Here is an 18,457-nt window from a genome sequence, read left to right on the forward strand (position 1 = left end):
ATTATCCCAACCCTTGCAGAACACGTTTTGCCTTGGATTTGATTTTCTATCTTTCTATTAGCTAATCCTGCTAAGTACCGAAATGTGAGCAAGAAGAGATAACAGTATCCTTCGCGTGTCTCATTTATCGTGTCCCAATCAGCCGCGACTAAAAGAACTCGGATTTGGTTGGCTGGCGTTCACGTGCAGAAATTTACATCGTGGAACACGTTCATTGCATTGGTTTGACGAATTCAGTGGTACGCCTCCGGGACCAAGGGTTACGAACGTCAGGACATTGTCGAAATCGGTTCGCATCGCCTCTGCCCATGCGGTCAGCGTGTTGCAGATTTCAGGTGTGTCCGTAACGTCAACGCGGCAGCGCAGAGTTGTGAAGTTGTTTTGGCCATGGAGAGCTGAAGTGAGTAGTCCGGCGAGTAAAGCTGACTGTCACTGAACGTAGTGCCCGACACCGCGTTGTTATAGAAATTCATCCGGAAATTCTGATGATCGGCGGCTGTATTGGTGTCGTCGACGCCGGAAATTGCTGCAAGTGTTGAGGATTCCAGCGCGATTGAAACCGGTTGAAACCCTGCCGGGTGGTGGCACCCCATGCAGGATGCCTCCGGGTTGTCGACCGGCCGGCAAGGCGTCTGCCTTAGCCAAGATGATCAAGGCTGACAGGGGGCTGAACTTGGTTGCGGTGCACAGTCTGTTTCTTGCATTCCGTCCATCAGGAGTGCAGGCCGTTCTTCATCCTTTGTGCAAGCCCGCAGGAAAGAACGCGCTATCGTTTGCGCCGACTTCCTTTGCAATCATGCGATTGAGTAAGTCGTTCATCCGCAAGATGAGTTTGGCATTCGTCTTCGTGTCAACACCAAGATTTTCGATTTCATCCGGATCGTTTTCTAAATCAAACAATTCAATCTCGTTATTTGCGAGAAGTTCATCAAGTGTCTCGGGTGTGTTGAAATTGTCTGGAGCGTAATACCGAGAGTACTTGTAGCGGCCGTCGAATACAAAGCTGATGAAACCACGGCGAGACATGTCGGGTTTGGCTTCGGAAAAGGGTGGTGCGGATCGGCCTTCAGCAATATCGCGGCAAACTCGCATCATATAGAGCGAGTCGACCGTCTGGAGGCCGACATAATTAAACAGAGCAGCTTCGCGGATGGCATCTACAGCGGCAGTTTCAGGTGACGTCAGCAGGGAGGAAAAATCGTGACCAGGCAAGTCAGAGACTGCTGCGCTGCGCTTTGCCTCATCCGTATTTGTCATGCCTACCAATGTGGGGATCAGATCGATGTGACTTGTTATTGCGTGACAGTTCCCGCCGCCCGCATGTTCAGGATGAACGACAACAGCAGGCACATGGACCTCCTGCTCGTAGGGAAGTGGTCCCTTTCCACGCAAACCACCATGTGAACCACCGAGTTCCCCATGATCTGCAGTTCTCATGACGACAGTAGAGTCCCAAAGGTCGAGCGCACTTATCGTGTCCAACAACGACTGAAGGTTGCGATCATTGTCACGAATGAGATTCAGATAGAAATTATAGTAAGTGTTCCACATCTCTGTTTCATGGGAGGGAATTTCGCCGAGAAACGCCGACCAGCCGATCATGTAGGACAGATGAGCCAGGGGCCTACCGGGAGAATCCATCGGTTGAAGTGCAGTCGGCGAGGGAGGAAATTTCCATTGCTTCGCAAAGTGGTCGTTCTTTGGCGGTGGCAGAATTTTCATTCCAACCTGCGATGTTTGTACCTTCTCTCCCTCCCGATTGACTTCCGCATACATAATGTCATGTGGTGAAACGAAGCTGACCACGAGGCACCAAGGCTTGCCCTGCCGGTTTATTTCACGTGCATTTGTTCGCAGCCAGCGAATAGCCGCACCTGTGGTATAGGCGTCGGTATTATAGGCTTGATCAGGGGCTCCAACCTTGTCACCGTCCGGGGCAAAAGTGTCAAAACCGTATTCGCGTAGGGCATTGGTGTAATTGACGGTTGGTTTCGGTGCGATGATATCCTTACGAAGCTCGAATTTGCCGAAATAGGCTGTTTCGTAGCCAAGGTCTTTAAATATCGAACCAAGATTGGGCTTGTCGGTACGAAGGCTCGGAACATACCCAAGTTCCATTTGATCAAAAACGCCATTAATCTGGGGCGGTTGACCCGAGAACATTACACCACGCGATGGCGTGCACATTGCGGCACCGATATAATGATTGTGAAATGTTGTGCCGCGACGCTGGAGTTCCTCCCGTGCTGGCGTTGAATAACCTTCTGCTGCCCGCAGGTGATACGCTTCTTCGTCTGAAATTAAGAGAATGACATTATAGGGATGATCCGCAGGTTTTTCGCGGCTTGCTGACTTCGGTGCTGATTGATCCATATCGGGTGAACCAGCACCTTCAGCGTTTGCTGATGATAATCCAACAAGGGACCCAAGAGCTGCCGCTCCAGTTCCAATTTTTATGACGTTTCTTCGGCTCACACCCCCGGAAAGATCTCTTTCCTCGGATTGCCCTTGAGAAGACGAATCATCCTTTTTCATTGCTCACCTCTTCGAGATACAATTGATTGTTGATGTCTCCGCAATCATTGATTTGACGACTTCAGGGGTGCGCCTCCAGGGCCGGGGGTTCCGAACGTAAGGACATTGTCGACATAAGTTCGCATCGCCTCTGCCCATGCGGTCAGCGTGTTGCAGATTTCAGGTGTATCCGCGACGTCAACGCGGCAGCGCAAAGATGTGAAGTTGTTCAGGGCCATTGAGAGCTGAAGCGAGTAATCCGAAGAGTATAGCTGACTGTCGCTGAAGGCAGTTCCCGCCACAACGTTGTTGTAGAAGTTCATCCGAAAGTCCTGGTGATCGGCCGCCGTTTTGGTGTCGTCGAGACCGAGAACCGCCGCGAGGGTCGAAGACTCGGGTTCAATGGAAACGGGTGGAAATCCTGCGGTCTGGTGGCACCCCATGCAGGAAGCCTTTGGATTGTCGACCGGACCTGCAAGACGCCCGCCGTAGCCAAGATGGTCAAGGCTGACAGGGGGGTGCTGAACTCGGTCACTGCACTTTCGTTAATCCACTGTTGTGTCAGCAGTGTCTGCTTGCATATGCCGTTATCATCGCAGGTTTCATCATATGTAACTTTAGGATTGTTTCCCCATTGAAGGCCGAGAGGAACCATTTTGTCCCAGGCCGTAGCGCCATCCAGTCGGCCGTCATAGGCGAAAGTACCGAAAAGCCAGCCTGTCAGACTGCGATCGTCCCTAACAGCAACGTCGATCTGAAGCAAACCTATTGACTGCACTTGCCTCTCATATTTCGAAATAGGCCCCTTGTTGCGAACGCTGGGATCTTTTTCGACATAGATGTCTGCTTGCCATTCGAGCGCGCCGTCCATCGTTGGCAGTTGTGCGGTGTCGACAGTGGAGAACAACAGTTTGATGATGAAAGACCCGTCAGCGAAATTGTTGAGCCCCTGAGGGTCCGGGTTGAGCGCCGAAGGATCGGGAGAGTTGGGGTCGCAAAATACCTGACCGATCCCGAATGCTGCACGGTCGTTGTAGTAGGCGCCCGACCATGTATCCACAAACACGTTCTGGTATGAGGACAAGGTTTTGGCGAAAGAGTCGAATTCGTGCGTGAGGCCATGGACAAACTCGCGACCGTCAGTGCCGGGCCAGTCAGCTGCAACCTCTGAGTTCCAGTCCATCCACGGCATCGAAAACCAGCTTCGCACCGTATTGTCTTCAACATAGAAATCGACGTCGACATTTCCTTCCAGACCGAAGTCCAGCAGGGCCTGTAGATATTTTGCAGGGTCAGTTGGGCCGCCATTCTCGAAGTCTATCTTCAGCCACGGATAGTCTTCCATCGCCGGCAATGTGTCGGGGTAACTCTGAGAGAGCTTGAAAACCCTGCCCGTATAGTCTGACGACGGGTCGCCACCTTCCCCCTGAAGATAGTAATCCTTGAACTTTCCGCGTTCGCAGCCCTTCTTTGCATTGGCATTTCGCACTTCGTCGCTTGAGGCGTTTGCACCAACCGGTGCGATGAAAGCAAGGGCGCATGCAAGAAGCACGCTAAGCCCCGTGGATCGCTTAAAACGGTTCATTGACAACATGGCTAGTGGTGATCCCCTTTGGCTGGTTCAACGATCAGAAAATTCTGCATCATGCCGGTGTCTTCATGCGGGAGGATGTGGCAGTGGTAGACGGCCTTGCCGACATATTCTTTGAAGCGCATGCGCACGATCACGGTCTGACCAGTTGGAACCCAGACCGTGTCCTGGATCGTACCGGGAGGCTGTTCGACACCGCCGACCGAAATCACCTCAAACGAATTTACATGAATGTGAAACGGGTGACCTTCGACCCCGCCATGATGCGTATTTGTTACCGAGAGGTGCCATTCCTCGACCGAGTCGAGTTCGACAACGGTGGGGATCTCGCGTTCGTCATAGATCGCGTTGTTGATCAGATAATCCTGTCCAACCACTGTGTTGATGGTACCCGGCACACTGCCCCCGAAAACCACTTGCCGGACACGCTGAACTTCTTCCGGACGGATCAACGGGTATTCCCGTTCTGGTATCGGCAGTTTGCCAGGCAAGGGCATGTCCCTGGCCTCTCCAGCAACTTCAATTTCTGCGATAACTTTGGCCGCGCTGTCGAGAAACTGTCTGTCTTGAGGCAGCTGGCGGATTTGATAGATGCCCGGCTTTGTGCTGGCCTTTATCAGGAACTCGGATCTGTTGGCCGGCGACAGCAGCAGCTGACCGTCTTTTTCACTGAAGCCCTCGGATGAAACGGTCCGTACTTCAGCAAAGTTGACACCGTCCATTGCAATCAAATGCAGGTCATGCCCGTCAACGACAATTGGCATTAGATTGTCCGAGCAGCCATTAAGAACGAGAAACCTGACCACTTCTCCGGGGGCTAACTTGAAGCGTTGAACGGAGAGCTGTGACGAAACTGGTTTCGTGTTTTCATTCGGTGTCTCGTTGTGGGTTTCTTTAAAGAATGGCTCACCGTTTAGTAGATAATAGCGGAGCTTGTAGTCGCCAGCCGTGAAGCCGCCACGCAGCGATGTCCGTTCCCCATTGATGGTGACGAAACCTCCATAGGTCTGCCACATCGCATTTTGAACCGGCTCATACGTCCAAATGTCCGGGTCTTCCTCGCTCTGGAAGAGACCGATATCCTGTATAACCAATGGTATTGAACGTGCCGCCTTGATTTCGGGCACTTCGTCAATTGAACCCTTGACAATAACCGGCCCTGCCATGCCGCTGACAGCCTGAACAGCTGTCGCTCCATGTTTATGAGGGTGATACCAGTTCAGACCGGGTGGGTGGTTTTCAGGAATGACGAAATCATAGTCCAGATGTTCGCCTGGAGGGATTTTTATCATTGGGCTCAATGGGTCTGACGTTCCGAGAGGCACGAACAGGTGCGGGAGAACGTCCATCCCGTGGAGGTGAAGGGCTGTGTGGTCAAGGCCGTGAGGGACGTTGTGATTTCCGTTCCAGGCCGATGAGTCATACGGCGGCAAATCGTTCTTCATCCTGATCCGGAGCTTTTGCCCCTGAGTCACGGTGATCGTAGGGCCGGGGATCTGATCGTTATAGGCTCGAAGCCGGACACGATGACCATCAAGGACCATTTCCTTCATGGCGCATCTGAGTTCCAACCAATCGCCATCGCTTGCCGGATTTTCTCGGTCGCTTGCCTCGGCTGGAGAACTTGAGGTTGCCGTTGCCGTGGCTGCTGCAAAAGACCCGCCGATGGTTGTTTTGAGGAAATCTCTACGTGAACTATCCATTGCAGATCGCCCTCTATCTCTGATTGCCGAGCAAGTCGATCAAGCGATTATTTTCCGCGAATACATGCAGTTAGTTGCATGATCGATTTATTTTTATTTGCAGGGTGGAGATGATTGATATTAACTATCTGTTAATACTTTTTTCTCTCCAAATATTATTTTGAATTTTCGAAAAAGAATCTGATTCTGTCGATGGACAAGAGTCTCAATTTTTCTAGAAGGTTTGTTTCTGTGCCGCGCTTTTCATTCCGGTTGTCTAGGCAAGTCGGCTTTCTCCCTTATGTCAGCGCTTCATGTGGAGGAACCGCTCGGCACCATGCATTCTCAAAGAAGCAAAGGAGGCTGTGTCGCGTTGCTGATCCAAGGAAAGGAAGTCAGGTTCGTCCAAAGAAATGACCCGAAGCGCTACACTGTAACTTGAATGATGTCGGCATTGCCGAATTTTGTTTTGCCTGCCTCAAGTAGATCAGGCGCGGAACCTCCGAGGAGGTTCCGCGCCTGTAGTGTTCGACTTGGTTTTGTTCGCACAGTCTAAAGATACAGCAGTCTATTTGCCGAAACCCAAAAACTAGGACGGCGCTGTGTCGCCACTATGCCAACTCGTCGTTGCCCAGGACAGCAAGTTTCTCAATTACCCCGTTTGACGCATTCATGACATCACTGTTCCAATCGGGGGCCGATAGGTTTGCCAGAGTGAGATCCTCTGCCTGCAGACTTTCGAAGATGTATTTGTGACCACCGTTCTGCAACACTTCAATGTGCAGGTCGCCATCGACCTCCGAAATACCGATCCCGTTCGCTGCCAAGGCACCAAAATCGATGACGTCCTCTGACGGTGCGAAATCGGAGATCACTTCTTCGGTGCCCCAATCCCAGGTGATGTGCACAATTTCCGGAGACGGGTTTCCGCCATCGCCACCATCATCAACATCATTGTCGTAAATGGTACCTGTCGCTTCCAGCGTTCCTGTAATGTTGTCCCCTGAGACTGCAAAGGTGAATGTTTCTGCGTCTTCTGGCTGCGTGTCGGGATGCACCGCAACCACAACGGTTTGGGTCTGTTCACCCGCAGCGAAGACAAGGTTTCCAGTGGTCGTGTGATAGTCCCAGGCCACATCGTTGGTCGTATTCGCAATGGCTGTGCCGTCCGCAGTGGCATAAGTCAGCGTTAGCTCTTCGGTGGCAGGGGCATCGAGCGAAACGGTGAATGTGATGTATCGGTGCCCGTCATCATGAACGTGGCTTGAACCATCGTCATGCATGTGGTCCGTGCCAGGGTCTGCCTCTGTGACCGAACCTCCGGTGACGGTCACGCCAATTGGGGCAGTGACATCACCCGTACCGCCATCCGATCCACCATCGCCCGTTCCCGTGTCGTCCGGGTTTCCGTTGTCGATACCGCCACTATTTGAACTGTCTCCAATCGGTGTGCCGCTGTATTCCTCGTATCCCTGTTGGCTGTGATAGGGCGCGCGGTCGACGCCGCCCGCCATGTCTACGCTCTTGCCTGTGAAGACGTTTTCGCCCACGTAGATGAAACCGTCGATCATGTCGTCCAGGCCCATCCTGCCTGCAATATCGTCCTCAAGCTGGTTGGCGCGCCACTCGAAATGGGAGCTATCCAGCTCAGAGAAAGAAACGTCGCGCAAGGTAAGGCTCTGACCCGTCAGCGGGTTGTAGAACCGCGCTCCCTCGGCCGTGTCTTCGACTGCAAAGTTGCGCAGCCCGTCTCCACGCACAGACAAGTAGAAGAAGCTGATCTTGTCCGTCGCAGGGTTGAAGTCGACGATCTCCTCCAGTCCCTGTTCATGGGAGCGAATGTAGACCGTGTTCGGTCGAACCAGACCTGTGCCATTTTCGTAGGCGAGAACAGCGCTGAGGTCCTGCTGCAGATGGGCGTCCGTGATCGGAGCGAAGTTCTCAGGATGAAGTTCGGCAAGGCTGACACCCTCCAGCAACAAGGATTTGCTGCTGTCGAACATATGCAGCATCATGAAGCCTTCGGGTGTTTCGATCGGGATCTGGTTGTGGATCGAGTCCGGACCCAAGTCGAGCACATCGGTGGTCGGATCGAACCCGGTCACGACCGAAGTCTGTCCGACAAAATAGGTCTGTCCACCACCGACGAACGGACCTGAACCACCGTTGTCATCATCAGCATTGCCGTCCGTATTGTCGCCGGTGTCTCCACCGGTGTCATTGTCGTTGTCATTGCCTGCGTTTGCGTCTGTGTCCTGTCCGACCAGTGCAAGAATTTCACGAGCTGCGGAGTCGTCCATGATCGTAAAGTTCGCCGGCGACAACTCGGACAAGCCGACGCCCTGAAGGGTTACGGTCTGGTTATTTGACGGAATTGAGAAAACCGTGTTGCCGTTGACTTCGCTGATGTCGATATGTTCGGAGGTGAACCAGCCGACATAGATTGTGCCTGTTGCCGGATTGAAGCCGGTTTCCACGGCATTCGTGCCCCAGGCCCAGTCGATGACGACATCAGCTGAACCGGCGGTTACATCTGCCGTTCCGTTACCGCTTGCGCCCGACCCGTTTCCACTGCCGGTGTCAGTATCGCTATCGTTGTCCGTGTCGTCCGGGGTATCCCCACCGGTGTCGCCACCAGTATCGCCGTTACCACCATCTGGCGCTTGCCCGACCAACGTCAAAATTTCTTGTGCAGCTGAGCTGTCCATGATTGTGAAGTTTGCTGAGGACAGCTGAGATAGGCTCACGCCTTGAAGTGTGGTCGTCTGGTTGTTCGATGGGATCGAAAATACAGTGCTCCCGTTGACTTCGCTGATGTCGATATGTTCGGAGGTGAACCAGCCGACATAGATTGTGTCTGTTGTCGGATTGAAGCCGGTTTCCACGGCATTCGTGCCCCAGGCCCAATCTATGACAACGTCGGCTGAACCGGCGGTTACATCTGCCGTTCCGTTACCGCTTGCGCTCGACCCGTTTCCATTGCCGGTGTCAGTATCGCTGTCGTTGTCCGTATCGTCCGGGGTATCCCCACCGGTGTCACCACCAGTATCGCCGTTACCACCATCGGGCGCTTGCCCGACCAACGTCAAAATTTCCTGCGCAGCTGAGCTGTCCATGATCGTGAAGTTTGCTGAGGACAGCTGAGATAGGCTTACGCCTTGAAGTGTGGTTGTCTGGTTGTTCGACGGGATCGAAAATACGGTGCTCCCGTTGACTTCGCTGATGTCGATATGTTCGGAGGTGAACCAGCCGACATAGATTGTGCCTGTTGCCGGATCGAAGCCGGTTTCCACGACATTCGTGCCCCAGGCCCAATCTATGACAACGTCGGCCGAACTGCCGTCCACGTCGGCTGACCCGTTGGAACCGGATCCGCCAGACGACGGATCTCCCGGTGTTCCCAGCCCTTCGTCACCGGTCAGTCGGTCTTCAAAAAAGGCAATCAGTTCGGCAGCCTCTGGTGCCTCAAACCCGCCAAACTGGTCCATGTATTGAAGGATCGAAGTGCCGAATTCATCGTTGCTAAGCGTGCCGTTCAAAAACAGGTCTACCACTGCTGGCGCACCGCGCAGATGTGCAGCCGCAAGCACCCCCGTCAACGTAATTGTAACGGGCGTTGTGCCCGCGCCGGTCGTGTAGTTGATCGTCGTGCCGAGATAGTCAGCAAGTCCGCTACCCTGCGCGCTCAAGCCGTCTTCGATAATACCAATATTGTGGCCAAAGGCTTCGCGAATGGCGACATCTTGGGCCTCTTTGGTCATGAAGTCTTCAAGCGAGTTGACGCCGTTCTTCCCTGTCCAGCTGCCGTCCCACGTGTTGGTCGATGCACCGTTGCCATAGTAGAAATCATCATCGTAGTAGCCAAGATCGATAAGCAGGGCCTCACCGAACTGGTAGCCAACAAAGCCGAAAGAATTCAAAGAACGATAGGCCATCGTCTCCCACTCGGCATCGCTGAGTTCGCTCCAACTGTTGTAGCTTGGGAAAAAGCTGCCGACCGAACCACCCGCCCATTGGTCGAGCTGCCAGTCCTGAATAACGCCTTCATTGTACCTTTCGCGATCCCAGCCGGACTCGAATGCCAATAGAGCGTCGAGAAACTCTTCAAATGTACCTTCCATTACGCCTATCCTTGGTAATGTGCTCACCCGGCCCGGGAAGTAATCTTTTGAATTTAATGTAATTATTCAACATTAAATATGTAACGGATTGTAACTTGATCATTAAATTTACGTAATAATGCCGCAAATTAACCAAATACTTGGCGAAAATTTGATTTTTTACTAAAAACTACTAAATAAAAATGACCGAAACATCATATCGCCCAATTTTCAAAACTCTGATTACGAAATCAGGTCAGTAAAGAGTTCCAAAATGACACAATCTGGTAAAGGCACAGATTGCAAGGGTTTCCATCTCGAGAATGAGCAGAGGGCACCGAAACACAGATCGATAGATGATGTTGTCGCTTCGCTGCGAAGTTGGATTTTGAGTGTCGCGGGGATCAGTTTGGTCGTGAACCTGCTGGCATTTACCGGGCCGCTTTTCATGTTGCAGGTATATGATCGGGTGCTTGTAAGTGGTTCTGTCCCGACGCTTCTCGCGCTCGGGATGCTCACGTTGTTGCTCTACCTGTTTTTTGGCCTGCTTGACGGATTGAGGTCTCGAATACTGTTTCGGATAGGCCAACAGATTGACGCCGATCTTTCCACGCAAGCCTATTCGATTTCAACGCGCGTCCCTGTGAAATACGGAGCCAGAGGGTATTCTGTTCGACCCGTTCAGGATCTGGATGCCTTGACAGGATTTATGTCCGGCAATGGTCCTTCCGCCATTCTCGATCTACCGTGGTTGCCGATTTATCTGGGCATCATTTTTCTTTTTCACAGTTCACTGGGTCTGGTTGCTCTCGGTGGCGCGGCAACGATCTGCATGCTTGTTGTGCTTAATGAGTTTGCGTCCAGGAGCGCTTCACTGGATGCGTCGAAGACCAAGACCAGGCGATCCGGCCTGGTGGAGGAGAGCAGGAACAATGCAGAAACCGTTGAGGCCATGGGGATGGCGAACGCGCTGTCGTTCCGATGGAAACTTGAAAACGACGACTATCTTGCAGGGCAACGGTTGGCTGCGGATTGGAGCGGTTTTTTTGCAACCGCGATCAAGACGGTCAGATTCATTCTGCAATCAGCCATTCTTGCCATGGGCGCATGGTTGGCAATCAAACACGAGATCTCTCCTGGTGTCATGATCGCATCCTCGATCATGACTTCGCGGGCCTTGTCGCCGGTCGAGCAGGCTGTTGCCCATTGGCGGGGCTTTGTCAGCGCCAGGCAGAGTTTCTTCAGACTAAAGGAATTGTTCGGCGCTGCGCCGCAAACGCAAAAAACAGAGCTTCGCCTACCGCAAAGACGTCTCCAGATTGAGAAACTCTATTGTGCTCCTGCTGGAGTGCGTGAACCCTTGATATTGGGTGCTTCATTAGATCTTTCCGCAGGAGAGGGTGTTGCCATCCTGGGTCCTTCTGGGTCAGGCAAATCCACGTTGGCCAAAGCGATTGTCGGGGCAGCCCTCGTTACAAGCGGTGATGTGCGTCTGGACGGTGCGGCGCTTGACCAATGGGACGTTGAAGCCCGCAAGCGTTTCGTTGGGTATCTTCCTCAAGACCTGCAACTCTTTGATGGTACTGTTTCTCAGAATATTGCGCGATTTGATAAAGCAGCGAAATCCAGCGAGATCATATCTGCGGCCGAACTTGCAAACGTGCACGATCTGATTGTCGGTCTTCCGAACGGATATGACACAGTTATCGGGTCGGAAGGCATTTCCCTTTCCGGTGGCCAGCGGCAAAGGATCGCTCTTGCGCGTGCTTTGTTTCGAAAACCCTTTCTGTTGGTTTTGGATGAGCCAAATTCCAATCTTGATGTGGAAGGAGAAGCAGCTTTGGCAGCGGCACTGCAAACGATGAGAGAACTGGGATCGATCGTCATTCTTGTTGCCCACAGGCCGCGTATTCTGGCTGCGGTTAACAAAGTCATGCTTCTGAACGAAGGGCGTGTTGCTGCAATTGGCCCGAAAGAAGAGGTTTTGCGGAACTCAATTACATCGGTGCAGGAGAAGCAGGCATGTTGAAGAGACTGGTCGGCAACCTGAAAACCTCCGCTGAAGATCACTCAGGCAGCGCGGAGAGCATCCGAAAGCATCTGAAGCTGGCAGGTGCAGTGATTTTCATCCTTTTTGTGGTCGGTGGCGGGTGGACGATTTTTACAAAAATCTCCGGCGCGGTCATTGCGCACGGTACAATTGTTGTCGAGAGCCAGGTGAAATTGATCCAGCACCGAGAAGGCGGGATTGTTCGCGAGATACTGGCGCGTGAAGGTGGTGAGGTTGAGACTGGTGACTTGCTGATCCGGCTGGATGACACAACAGCCGGCACGAACCACTTGATCATCAGTGGTCAAATCGCCGAGCTGAAAGCAAGACAGGCACGTCTTTTGGCCGAAAGAGACGGAGATGAGCTCGTCGAATATCCTCAACGGCTCGAAAACCTGTCCCCTGAAGAATATGCCGAGCTTGAGCTTACGCAATCGCTGCTGTTCAGCGCGAGACGTGGGGGGCTCGAAAAACGTCAGGCGCAATCTGAGGATCAGGTCGAACAGCTCAACAAACAGATCGAAGGATTGGAAACTCGACTTGAGACCAAAGCCGACGAATTGGTCCTGGTCGACGACGAGCTGCACGGCGTGGCCCAACTGTTTGCAAAGAAGCTCGTTACAAAAAACCGGATCACCCAGCTCAAACGTGACAAGACCCGTGTAGAAGGCGAGTACAGTGAGCTTATCTCGCAAATCGCAAGCCTGCGCGAAACCATCAGCGAACGAAACATGCAAATGCTTCAGATCGTTGAAGAAACCCGAGAAGAAGTGCTGCAAGAGCTGCAAGACGTAACTTTGAAAATTTCGGAGCTGGAACTGCAGAAGGTGACGGTTCAGGACGAATTGAGGCGCTTGGAAATTCGTGCGCCGCAGGATGGGTACGTTCATCAACTTGCAGCTCACACGGTGGGCGGTGTAATTTCACCCGGGGCGACAGTTCTTCACCTGGTGCCCCGCGACGACACGCTTGTCGTTGACGCTGAAGTTGCTCCCATCGATATCGATCAGGTTCAGGTTGGTCAGCAGGCACAAATCCGATTTCCTGGACTGGATCACCGAACGACGCCAAAACTGACTGCAAAGGTCCAAACGGTTGCCGCGGACCAGTCTCTTGATGAGAATTCAAGTCAACCCTACTACCGGATCAGGCTTCGGATTTCCGAGGGCGAGCTTCAAAAACTCTCCGGACAGGAGCTGGTACCCGGAATGCCGGTCGAAGCATTCGTTACCACCGAAGACCGCAGCGTTCTCAGCTACCTGACAGAACCGATTGTCGATCAGATTGAACATGCAATGCGCGAAAGCTGAGCGCCTTTGTTCAATGGATAGTTGTTCGGTGTAAACCGCTGATCAAAGATCAGTTTCCCCAACTAAGGTCGTCCAAGCTGCCCTATCGATGAGCGTGTTTCCAAGTCGAATGGTCATTTGTTTAAGCCGTGCACCATAAAGCGTGGAAAAACAGCCGAAAATAGATGCCCTGGACGGCGTTGAGTTTTCTGCAGGGTGCTTGCGAAGAAGTTGGCAGTTAAGTTTCACTTTCCGGCCCTCTGGACAATGCGGCTGCTTCGATGGGGCCCCACCAATCTGATTTTCTGTGCTCTGGTGAGAGATCTGTCCAAACATTTTCAAGATGTTGATCCATCGACTGAAGCAGTGTTTTTGAGGCAAACTTAACCGCCGTGAATTGCTTCATCTGACTTTCGGATCTGATCGTGAAACGGGTTTTGATTCAGCGCATAAAACACGTGATCAGCAAGTCTTTCGCGAGCAAGATAGTGCCTGTCACGGATCAGTCTGTCCTCAATGAAAATGCCGGGGTGGAAAGCAGACCGAGGTTGTTCTGCGATTGAGCGGACTTGGAAGGTTGCTTTCTAGAGTGAATTTTTGCCTATGCGATTGCATTTGCCGAAAGAGAAACAAATGCCATGTCGAAAAAGGGAAACTCCAGTCAGGTGAAAATTTCAGAAATCAGGCGCAAACGCCTGATACTTGCGGCCACCAGTTGCCTTCTGGGACTGGTTCTTTTGGACGAAACAGCAATAGGAGTTGTGTTGCCAACTGTCCAAAGGGAGTTTGGTTATTCAGAAACCCGAAGTCATTGGTTCATTAACGCCTATCTCTTGTCACTTGCCTGTTTTGTCGCCGTTAGTGGCAAACTGGCTGACATGTATGGAATTCTACGGGTCTTTCTGCTCGGCCTTTCCGTGTTTGCTTTCAGTTCTTTGCTTGTGGCCGTTTCATCAAACGGCGATGTTGCAATCGCTGGACGAGCTCTCCAGGGACTGGGCGCTGCTATTTGTTTTCCGCTCTTTGTAGCAATCATCACAATCACCTTTCCAAATTCTCAAAGAGGGGCAATGCTTGGGATATGCGCCACTGTCGGAACGGTTTTCATGGCTGCGGGCCCGTTTGTTGGCGGGCTGGTTACGGAGTATTACTCCTGGCGCGGGATTTTTCTTATCAATTTACCTGTTCTGCTTGTTGTCGGGCTCATTGCGATATTTAATTTTCGCGATGTGCAACGCACAGCACCTGCGGCGATTGACTGGTTGGGCTTCATACTTCTTTGTTGCGGATTGTTTTCCCTTGTCTTTGCGCTCATGCAAGCAGGCGAGATGGGATGGAGCAATCCCACAATCATATTTCTTCTTGGTGTTGCCGGAATCCTTTTCGTTGCCTTGATTGTCGTCGAAAAGAGAGTCAGACGTCCGTTCATTTTGGTTTCCCTGTTCAGAAACGGGGTTTTCACTGCGGGAAACCTGACCATGTTCGCAGCGCAATTCGCAAAGGTTCCCCTCTTCGTGTTCACTGCGCTCTACGCACAAAGTGTCCTGGACCTGAGGCCTTTGGCTGCGGGCAGCATTGTGATGCTTGCTGTTGTTCTTCAACCGTTCGCAGCCCCGATTTGCGGTAGATTGACAGATCGAATGCCTGCAAAAGCTCTTGTGTGTTTCGGCTACCTCTGTCTTATCCTGGCGCTTGTCCTTTTGTGCCTGGCATCTTTTTCGCGGAGTTTCATTGCTTTGGTGCCGGGGCTGTTGCTTTCAGGTGTTGCTTTCCCATTCTTGTTTATACCCAGCCAAACGGCCTTGATGGCCCAGTTGCCGGAAAACCTCCACGGGCAAGGCGGAGGCATTTCCATCTCCAGTCAGATGATCGGGGGCACATTGGGATTGTCGATATGCAGCGCAATTTTTTCCGGGGCAAACAGCTATCAATGGGTCTTTGGTGCAGCGGCGGTCGGCGTTGCTATTGCGTTTTGTTTGAGCCTGTTCGGGTTTCAGCCTGTCAGATCCAGGACGAAACTGTGAGTAAGTGGGAACTTGAGCGGCTGGTAAGGTCAACTGAGAATTTTGTCTCATGAAAGTTGAGACAGGCATCTATTGACACTATTTTGGCTCTTAAGTTTAAATGAGGAAAATTTTTGCGTAAATTTTGGACTAAATAAATAAAAAATAGAAAATTTTAGATAGCACAAGTAAATATAAGTGGTGATTGTAATTTTATCAAGTATTTTTTGGAGATGCTTTTTGAGTATGGTGTGTGTGGTCGAGCCTTCTGAGTTTGAAAATTGAGGCAATTTCGATTGTGACTAGTGATCTCTTAAGGCGCCTTTCTTGCAAATCAGGGCGAAAAGTTCAGCTGCTTGTCTCTGGCGAAAGTTGAAAATTCAAACAACGAGCCACAGGGTGAGTTGTGTTGCGTGCGGGTGGCGGTAACGTACAAGGGCCGAAATGTTGAATAGATCACCTATTCCATCAGTACATCTCGATGCGGGGGTTGTTGGTGAGAAATACTGTTATGACGCTTGGCGTGAGGCGGTTCGAGCAGTTTACGATGTGAATCCATCAAGCGGTCATAATAGCACCACTGAAAGTGTGAAGGCCTGGCTTCTGAACGATTTGATTTTCTCAGATGTCAGTTTTTCGTCTCAGGCGTTCAGCCATGACAACAGATTGTCACTGGATTCGAATTTTCTTTCGATGCAACTTTATCGGTACGGTGGCAGTCAGGGGTTGCTCGGGGAGAATTCATGGCAGATCGCACCTGGCGATATCCATATTTTCGATTTCTCGAGTGAATTTTACTCTACAGCATCCGACTCTTCAGTGATTGGCGTGGTCATTCCACACGAATACATTGGGTATGATCCAGCCCGGCATCCTTCTCATATGGTTTTTCGTGGAAATACTTCGACGGGAAAGTTCCTGACCAATACATTGTTGGCGCTGTTTGGTGAGCTGCCAAACGTAAAAATGGAGGACGCTGACGATTTGTCCAAAGGGTTCTGTGGCCTGCTTGAAGGGTTGCTGAAACCACAGGAACCGTCAGGAGCCGGGGAACGAAAACATCGAGAAGACCGGCGCAATGAGATGCGATCTTTTCTGAACAGGAACTTGTCGGATCCCAATCTTGGTGTTGGGAACTTATGCCGGCAGTTCAATATGTCCAGACCTTCTGTTTACAGAGAGTTTGCAGAAACCGGAGGGGTCGCGAACTATATTGTTCAGCGACGGCTTGAACGCGCTTACTACCAGTTGGCCTCGGTTCCAGAGGGTGCAAGACGTATCAAGGAAGTGGCCTATGGTGTCGGCTTTAACGACCCGGCGCATTTCAGCAGACTGTTTCGCCGGCGCTTTGGCATTACACCCAGGCAGGCTGCGAGTCTCGATGGCGCGGGACGATTGACGAGGCTTCAGCAGGAACGTCCAAAGAACGGGAGCGTCAATTTTGGCCAATTGAGCGAATGGCTCCAGAGTATCTAAGGTAAACCCTTCTTCGATATCGTGCGAGTTGGATAAACTGATGATCTGGCTCGCTGATTTGCCGTCGTTGGCGTTTCTAATCAGTGACAATCATGCCGGAGACGTGCGTCCTAGAACAATTGAGACCACTATCTATCGACAGATCCGTCCTATGTCGGTTCATATGGCGCAATGATCGGCAGCCGCAGACTATGGATTACGATTGCGTTGGGCAATCTCAGCGGGCTGGTCCTGTTGGACGAAACAATATTGAGCGTTGCCTTGTCCTCCATTCGTGAGGATCTGCATCTCTCCACGACGACGACCCACTGGATTGTCAACGCCTACATGCTCGCATTCACCTGCCTTGCTGCGGTAGGCGGGAAATGCATGAACGTCTTTGGTCTCAGGCCAACCTTGCTTGTTGTCGGCGCAGTCTTTGCTGCAGCCTCGCTCGCCGCCGGGTTTGCGCAGGACGGAGCAACATTGCTGGTCATGCGGGTTCTACAGGGCATCTGCGCAGCAATTTTTTACCCCATTTCGTTTGCCGGTGTTGTCAGCATCTTTCCCAGGGAAGAACATGGAAAAGCGATCGGCACTCTGGCGACGGTTGCGACGGTCTTTCTCGCCGCCGGTCCAGTCCTTGGCGGTGTCATTGCTGAATACGTCAATTGGCGGTGGGTGTTCTGGATCAATGTACCCTTGGTGGTGATAAGCGTCGCGACAGCATGTGCGGTTTGGAAAAAACTACCTCACGAAAACAGTCACCCAAACGTCGATGGCGTCGGTCTGATCTTTATGCTCGTAGGTATGCTGGGGCTGATAGTTGGCTTGATGGAAGGGGTCGACTACGGCTGGAGCAACCCGGTGATCATGGTTTGCCTTGCAATCGGCGTTGTAGCCTTAACGTTCTTTTGGCGATTTGAGCGTTCACATCCGGATCCACTGATTGACACCGTCTTGTTTCGCCGGCCGCGATTTCTTGCAAGCGAGGTTACGATTCTCGTCGCTCAGTTTTCCAAGATTTCCATCGCATTATATGTTCCTCTTTATCTCGTCGATGAGCTTAAAATCACGCCAGCGCTGGCGGGGCTAAGTGTTCTTTGCGCGGTCGGCCCGTTTCCTGTTCTGTCTCCCATCACAGGTAGGATTGCGGATCGGCACGGTGCGCGTTCACCAATCGTATTGGGTGCTGTTGCCTTGATGGTGGCCAGCTTGACGATCGGGATGGCGATGTATCTGGAGAGTTTTTGGACCCTTGTCTTTGCTCTTGCCCTATGGGGCGTGGCAATTCCATTCAACTTCATTGCGCCCTCCAGGCTTTCAACAATCTCCGTGCCGGTTGAAAAGCAGGGGGAAATTAGCGGTTTGACAATCACCGCTCGATTGGTCGGTTCTACGCTCGGAGTGACAGCTGGAAGTGTGTTGCTGAGAACAGGCGCAGGTTTTTGGTCAATCTTCTGGCTAACCGGGATACTCTTTTTCCTGATTGCCATCTTTTGCTTTTGGGCGCTTAGGGAAGCGCCAACTGGAAAAACTGGACCTTCTAAAGATCTAAGTGGTTCGAAAAGACCCATCTCGGTTTAGTGCGAAAGCACGAGAGCTTGCCCGGTTAAACCCTGGTCTCGGGTTTGGCGAATTCCGGCCCAAAGCGTATTGAGCAGCGAAGCGATCCTTAACCTGCTGCTGCGGTTAGGCGCTTTTTTGCTTACTTTGAGATCTTCTTAAAAACGCGATCGACCGAATTGACGCGTAATGCGAACATTCGCGTTT

12 protein-coding genes are annotated in these 18,457 nt (G+C 51.9%); 6 read left to right on the forward strand and 6 right to left on the reverse strand.

Translation table 11 applies throughout. The annotated features are described in order from the left end of the window. Positions 1-314 precede the first annotated feature (314 nt). The 5 genes from ACZ1HV_RS22660 to ACZ1HV_RS22680 form a co-directional block, all read right to left on the reverse strand. Positions 315-593 (reverse strand): hypothetical protein, encoded by a 279-nt coding sequence (locus ACZ1HV_RS22660; RefSeq protein ID WP_472716395.1) that lies wholly within the window; start codon positions 591-593, stop codon positions 315-317. A 139-nt stretch (positions 594-732) separates the two neighbouring features. After that, positions 733-2,535: a sulfatase-like hydrolase/transferase gene (locus ACZ1HV_RS22665; RefSeq protein ID WP_472716396.1), complete on the reverse strand. Its 1,803-nt coding sequence runs from the start codon at positions 2,533-2,535 to the stop codon at positions 733-735. 44 nt (positions 2,536-2,579) lie between these two features. Beyond that, on the reverse strand, positions 2,580-2,837 hold the full coding sequence (locus tag ACZ1HV_RS22670; protein WP_472716397.1) for a hypothetical protein: 258 nt from the start codon (positions 2,835-2,837) through the stop codon (positions 2,580-2,582). Next, positions 2,834-4,066, reverse strand: a complete 1,233-nt coding sequence (locus ACZ1HV_RS22675) for a hypothetical protein (RefSeq protein ID WP_472716398.1) — start codon at positions 4,064-4,066, stop codon at positions 2,834-2,836. Before ACZ1HV_RS22675 ends, ACZ1HV_RS22670 begins: the two co-directional genes overlap by 4 nt. Positions 4,067-4,110: 44 nt before the next feature. Next, positions 4,111-5,658: a multicopper oxidase family protein gene (locus ACZ1HV_RS22680; RefSeq protein ID WP_472716399.1), complete on the reverse strand. Its 1,548-nt coding sequence runs from the start codon at positions 5,656-5,658 to the stop codon at positions 4,111-4,113. Here ACZ1HV_RS22680 and ACZ1HV_RS22685 point away from each other — a divergent pair. Then, entirely contained in the window at positions 5,657-5,890 is a 234-nt protein-coding gene (locus ACZ1HV_RS22685) for a hypothetical protein (RefSeq protein ID WP_472716400.1), read from the forward strand. The two genes, ACZ1HV_RS22680 and ACZ1HV_RS22685, sit on opposite strands and share 2 nt — an antisense overlap. Positions 5,891-6,398: 508 nt before the next feature. Here the strand turns inward: ACZ1HV_RS22685 and ACZ1HV_RS22690 are convergent. After that, the gene (locus ACZ1HV_RS22690) at positions 6,399-9,908 is read right to left on the reverse strand and encodes a Calx-beta domain-containing protein (protein ID WP_472716401.1); all 3,510 of its coding nucleotides are present in this window, start codon (positions 9,906-9,908) and stop codon (positions 6,399-6,401) included. Positions 9,909-10,161: 253 nt separating this feature from the next. Between ACZ1HV_RS22690 and ACZ1HV_RS22695 the strand changes: the two genes are divergently transcribed. From ACZ1HV_RS22695 to ACZ1HV_RS22715, 5 genes are all read left to right on the forward strand, one after another. Beyond that, a complete protein-coding gene (locus ACZ1HV_RS22695) occupies positions 10,162-11,916 on the forward strand; it encodes a type I secretion system permease/ATPase (protein ID WP_472716402.1) in 1,755 nt (584 codons plus the stop codon). Then, a complete protein-coding gene (locus ACZ1HV_RS22700; protein WP_472716403.1) occupies positions 11,910-13,247 on the forward strand; it encodes an HlyD family type I secretion periplasmic adaptor subunit in 1,338 nt (445 codons plus the stop codon). The genes ACZ1HV_RS22695 and ACZ1HV_RS22700 overlap by 7 nt, the downstream gene beginning before the upstream one ends. 617 nt (positions 13,248-13,864) lie before the next feature. Then, positions 13,865-15,250, forward strand: a complete 1,386-nt coding sequence (locus ACZ1HV_RS22705; RefSeq protein ID WP_472716404.1) for an MFS transporter — start codon at positions 13,865-13,867, stop codon at positions 15,248-15,250. 672 nt (positions 15,251-15,922) lie between these two features. Then, positions 15,923-16,705, forward strand: a complete 783-nt coding sequence (locus ACZ1HV_RS22710) for a helix-turn-helix domain-containing protein (protein ID WP_472716405.1) — start codon at positions 15,923-15,925, stop codon at positions 16,703-16,705. 171 nt (positions 16,706-16,876) lie between these two features. Then, entirely contained in the window at positions 16,877-18,271 is a 1,395-nt protein-coding gene (locus ACZ1HV_RS22715) for an MFS transporter (RefSeq protein WP_472716406.1), read from the forward strand. Positions 18,272-18,457 lie beyond the last annotated feature (186 nt).

This window comes from Roseibium sp. JB4-4 (assembly GCF_055693425.1).

Excerpts from the sequence above, each read along its gene's own strand:
- ACZ1HV_RS22660 (WP_472716395.1), bottom strand. The coding sequence starts at position 593 with ATGGGGTGCCACCACCCGGCAGGGTTTCAACCGGTTTCAATCGCGCTG.
- ACZ1HV_RS22665 (WP_472716396.1), bottom strand. The coding sequence starts at position 2,535 with ATGAAAAAGGATGATTCGTCTTCTCAAGGGCAATCCGAGGAAAGAGAT.
- ACZ1HV_RS22670 (WP_472716397.1), bottom strand. The coding sequence starts at position 2,837 with ATGAACTTCTACAACAACGTTGTGGCGGGAACTGCCTTCAGCGACAGT.
- ACZ1HV_RS22685 (WP_472716400.1), top strand. The coding sequence starts at position 5,657 with ATGGCGCATCTGAGTTCCAACCAATCGCCATCGCTTGCCGGATTTTCT.
- ACZ1HV_RS22680 (WP_472716399.1), bottom strand. The coding sequence starts at position 5,658 with ATGAAGGAAATGGTCCTTGATGGTCATCGTGTCCGGCTTCGAGCCTAT.
- ACZ1HV_RS22690 (WP_472716401.1), bottom strand. The coding sequence starts at position 9,908 with ATGGAAGGTACATTTGAAGAGTTTCTCGACGCTCTATTGGCATTCGAG.
- ACZ1HV_RS22695 (WP_472716402.1), top strand. The coding sequence starts at position 10,162 with ATGACACAATCTGGTAAAGGCACAGATTGCAAGGGTTTCCATCTCGAG.
- ACZ1HV_RS22700 (WP_472716403.1), top strand. The coding sequence starts at position 11,910 with ATGTTGAAGAGACTGGTCGGCAACCTGAAAACCTCCGCTGAAGATCAC.
- ACZ1HV_RS22705 (WP_472716404.1), top strand. The coding sequence starts at position 13,865 with ATGTCGAAAAAGGGAAACTCCAGTCAGGTGAAAATTTCAGAAATCAGG.
- ACZ1HV_RS22710 (WP_472716405.1), top strand. The coding sequence starts at position 15,923 with ATGCAACTTTATCGGTACGGTGGCAGTCAGGGGTTGCTCGGGGAGAAT.
- ACZ1HV_RS22715 (WP_472716406.1), top strand. The coding sequence starts at position 16,877 with ATGATCGGCAGCCGCAGACTATGGATTACGATTGCGTTGGGCAATCTC.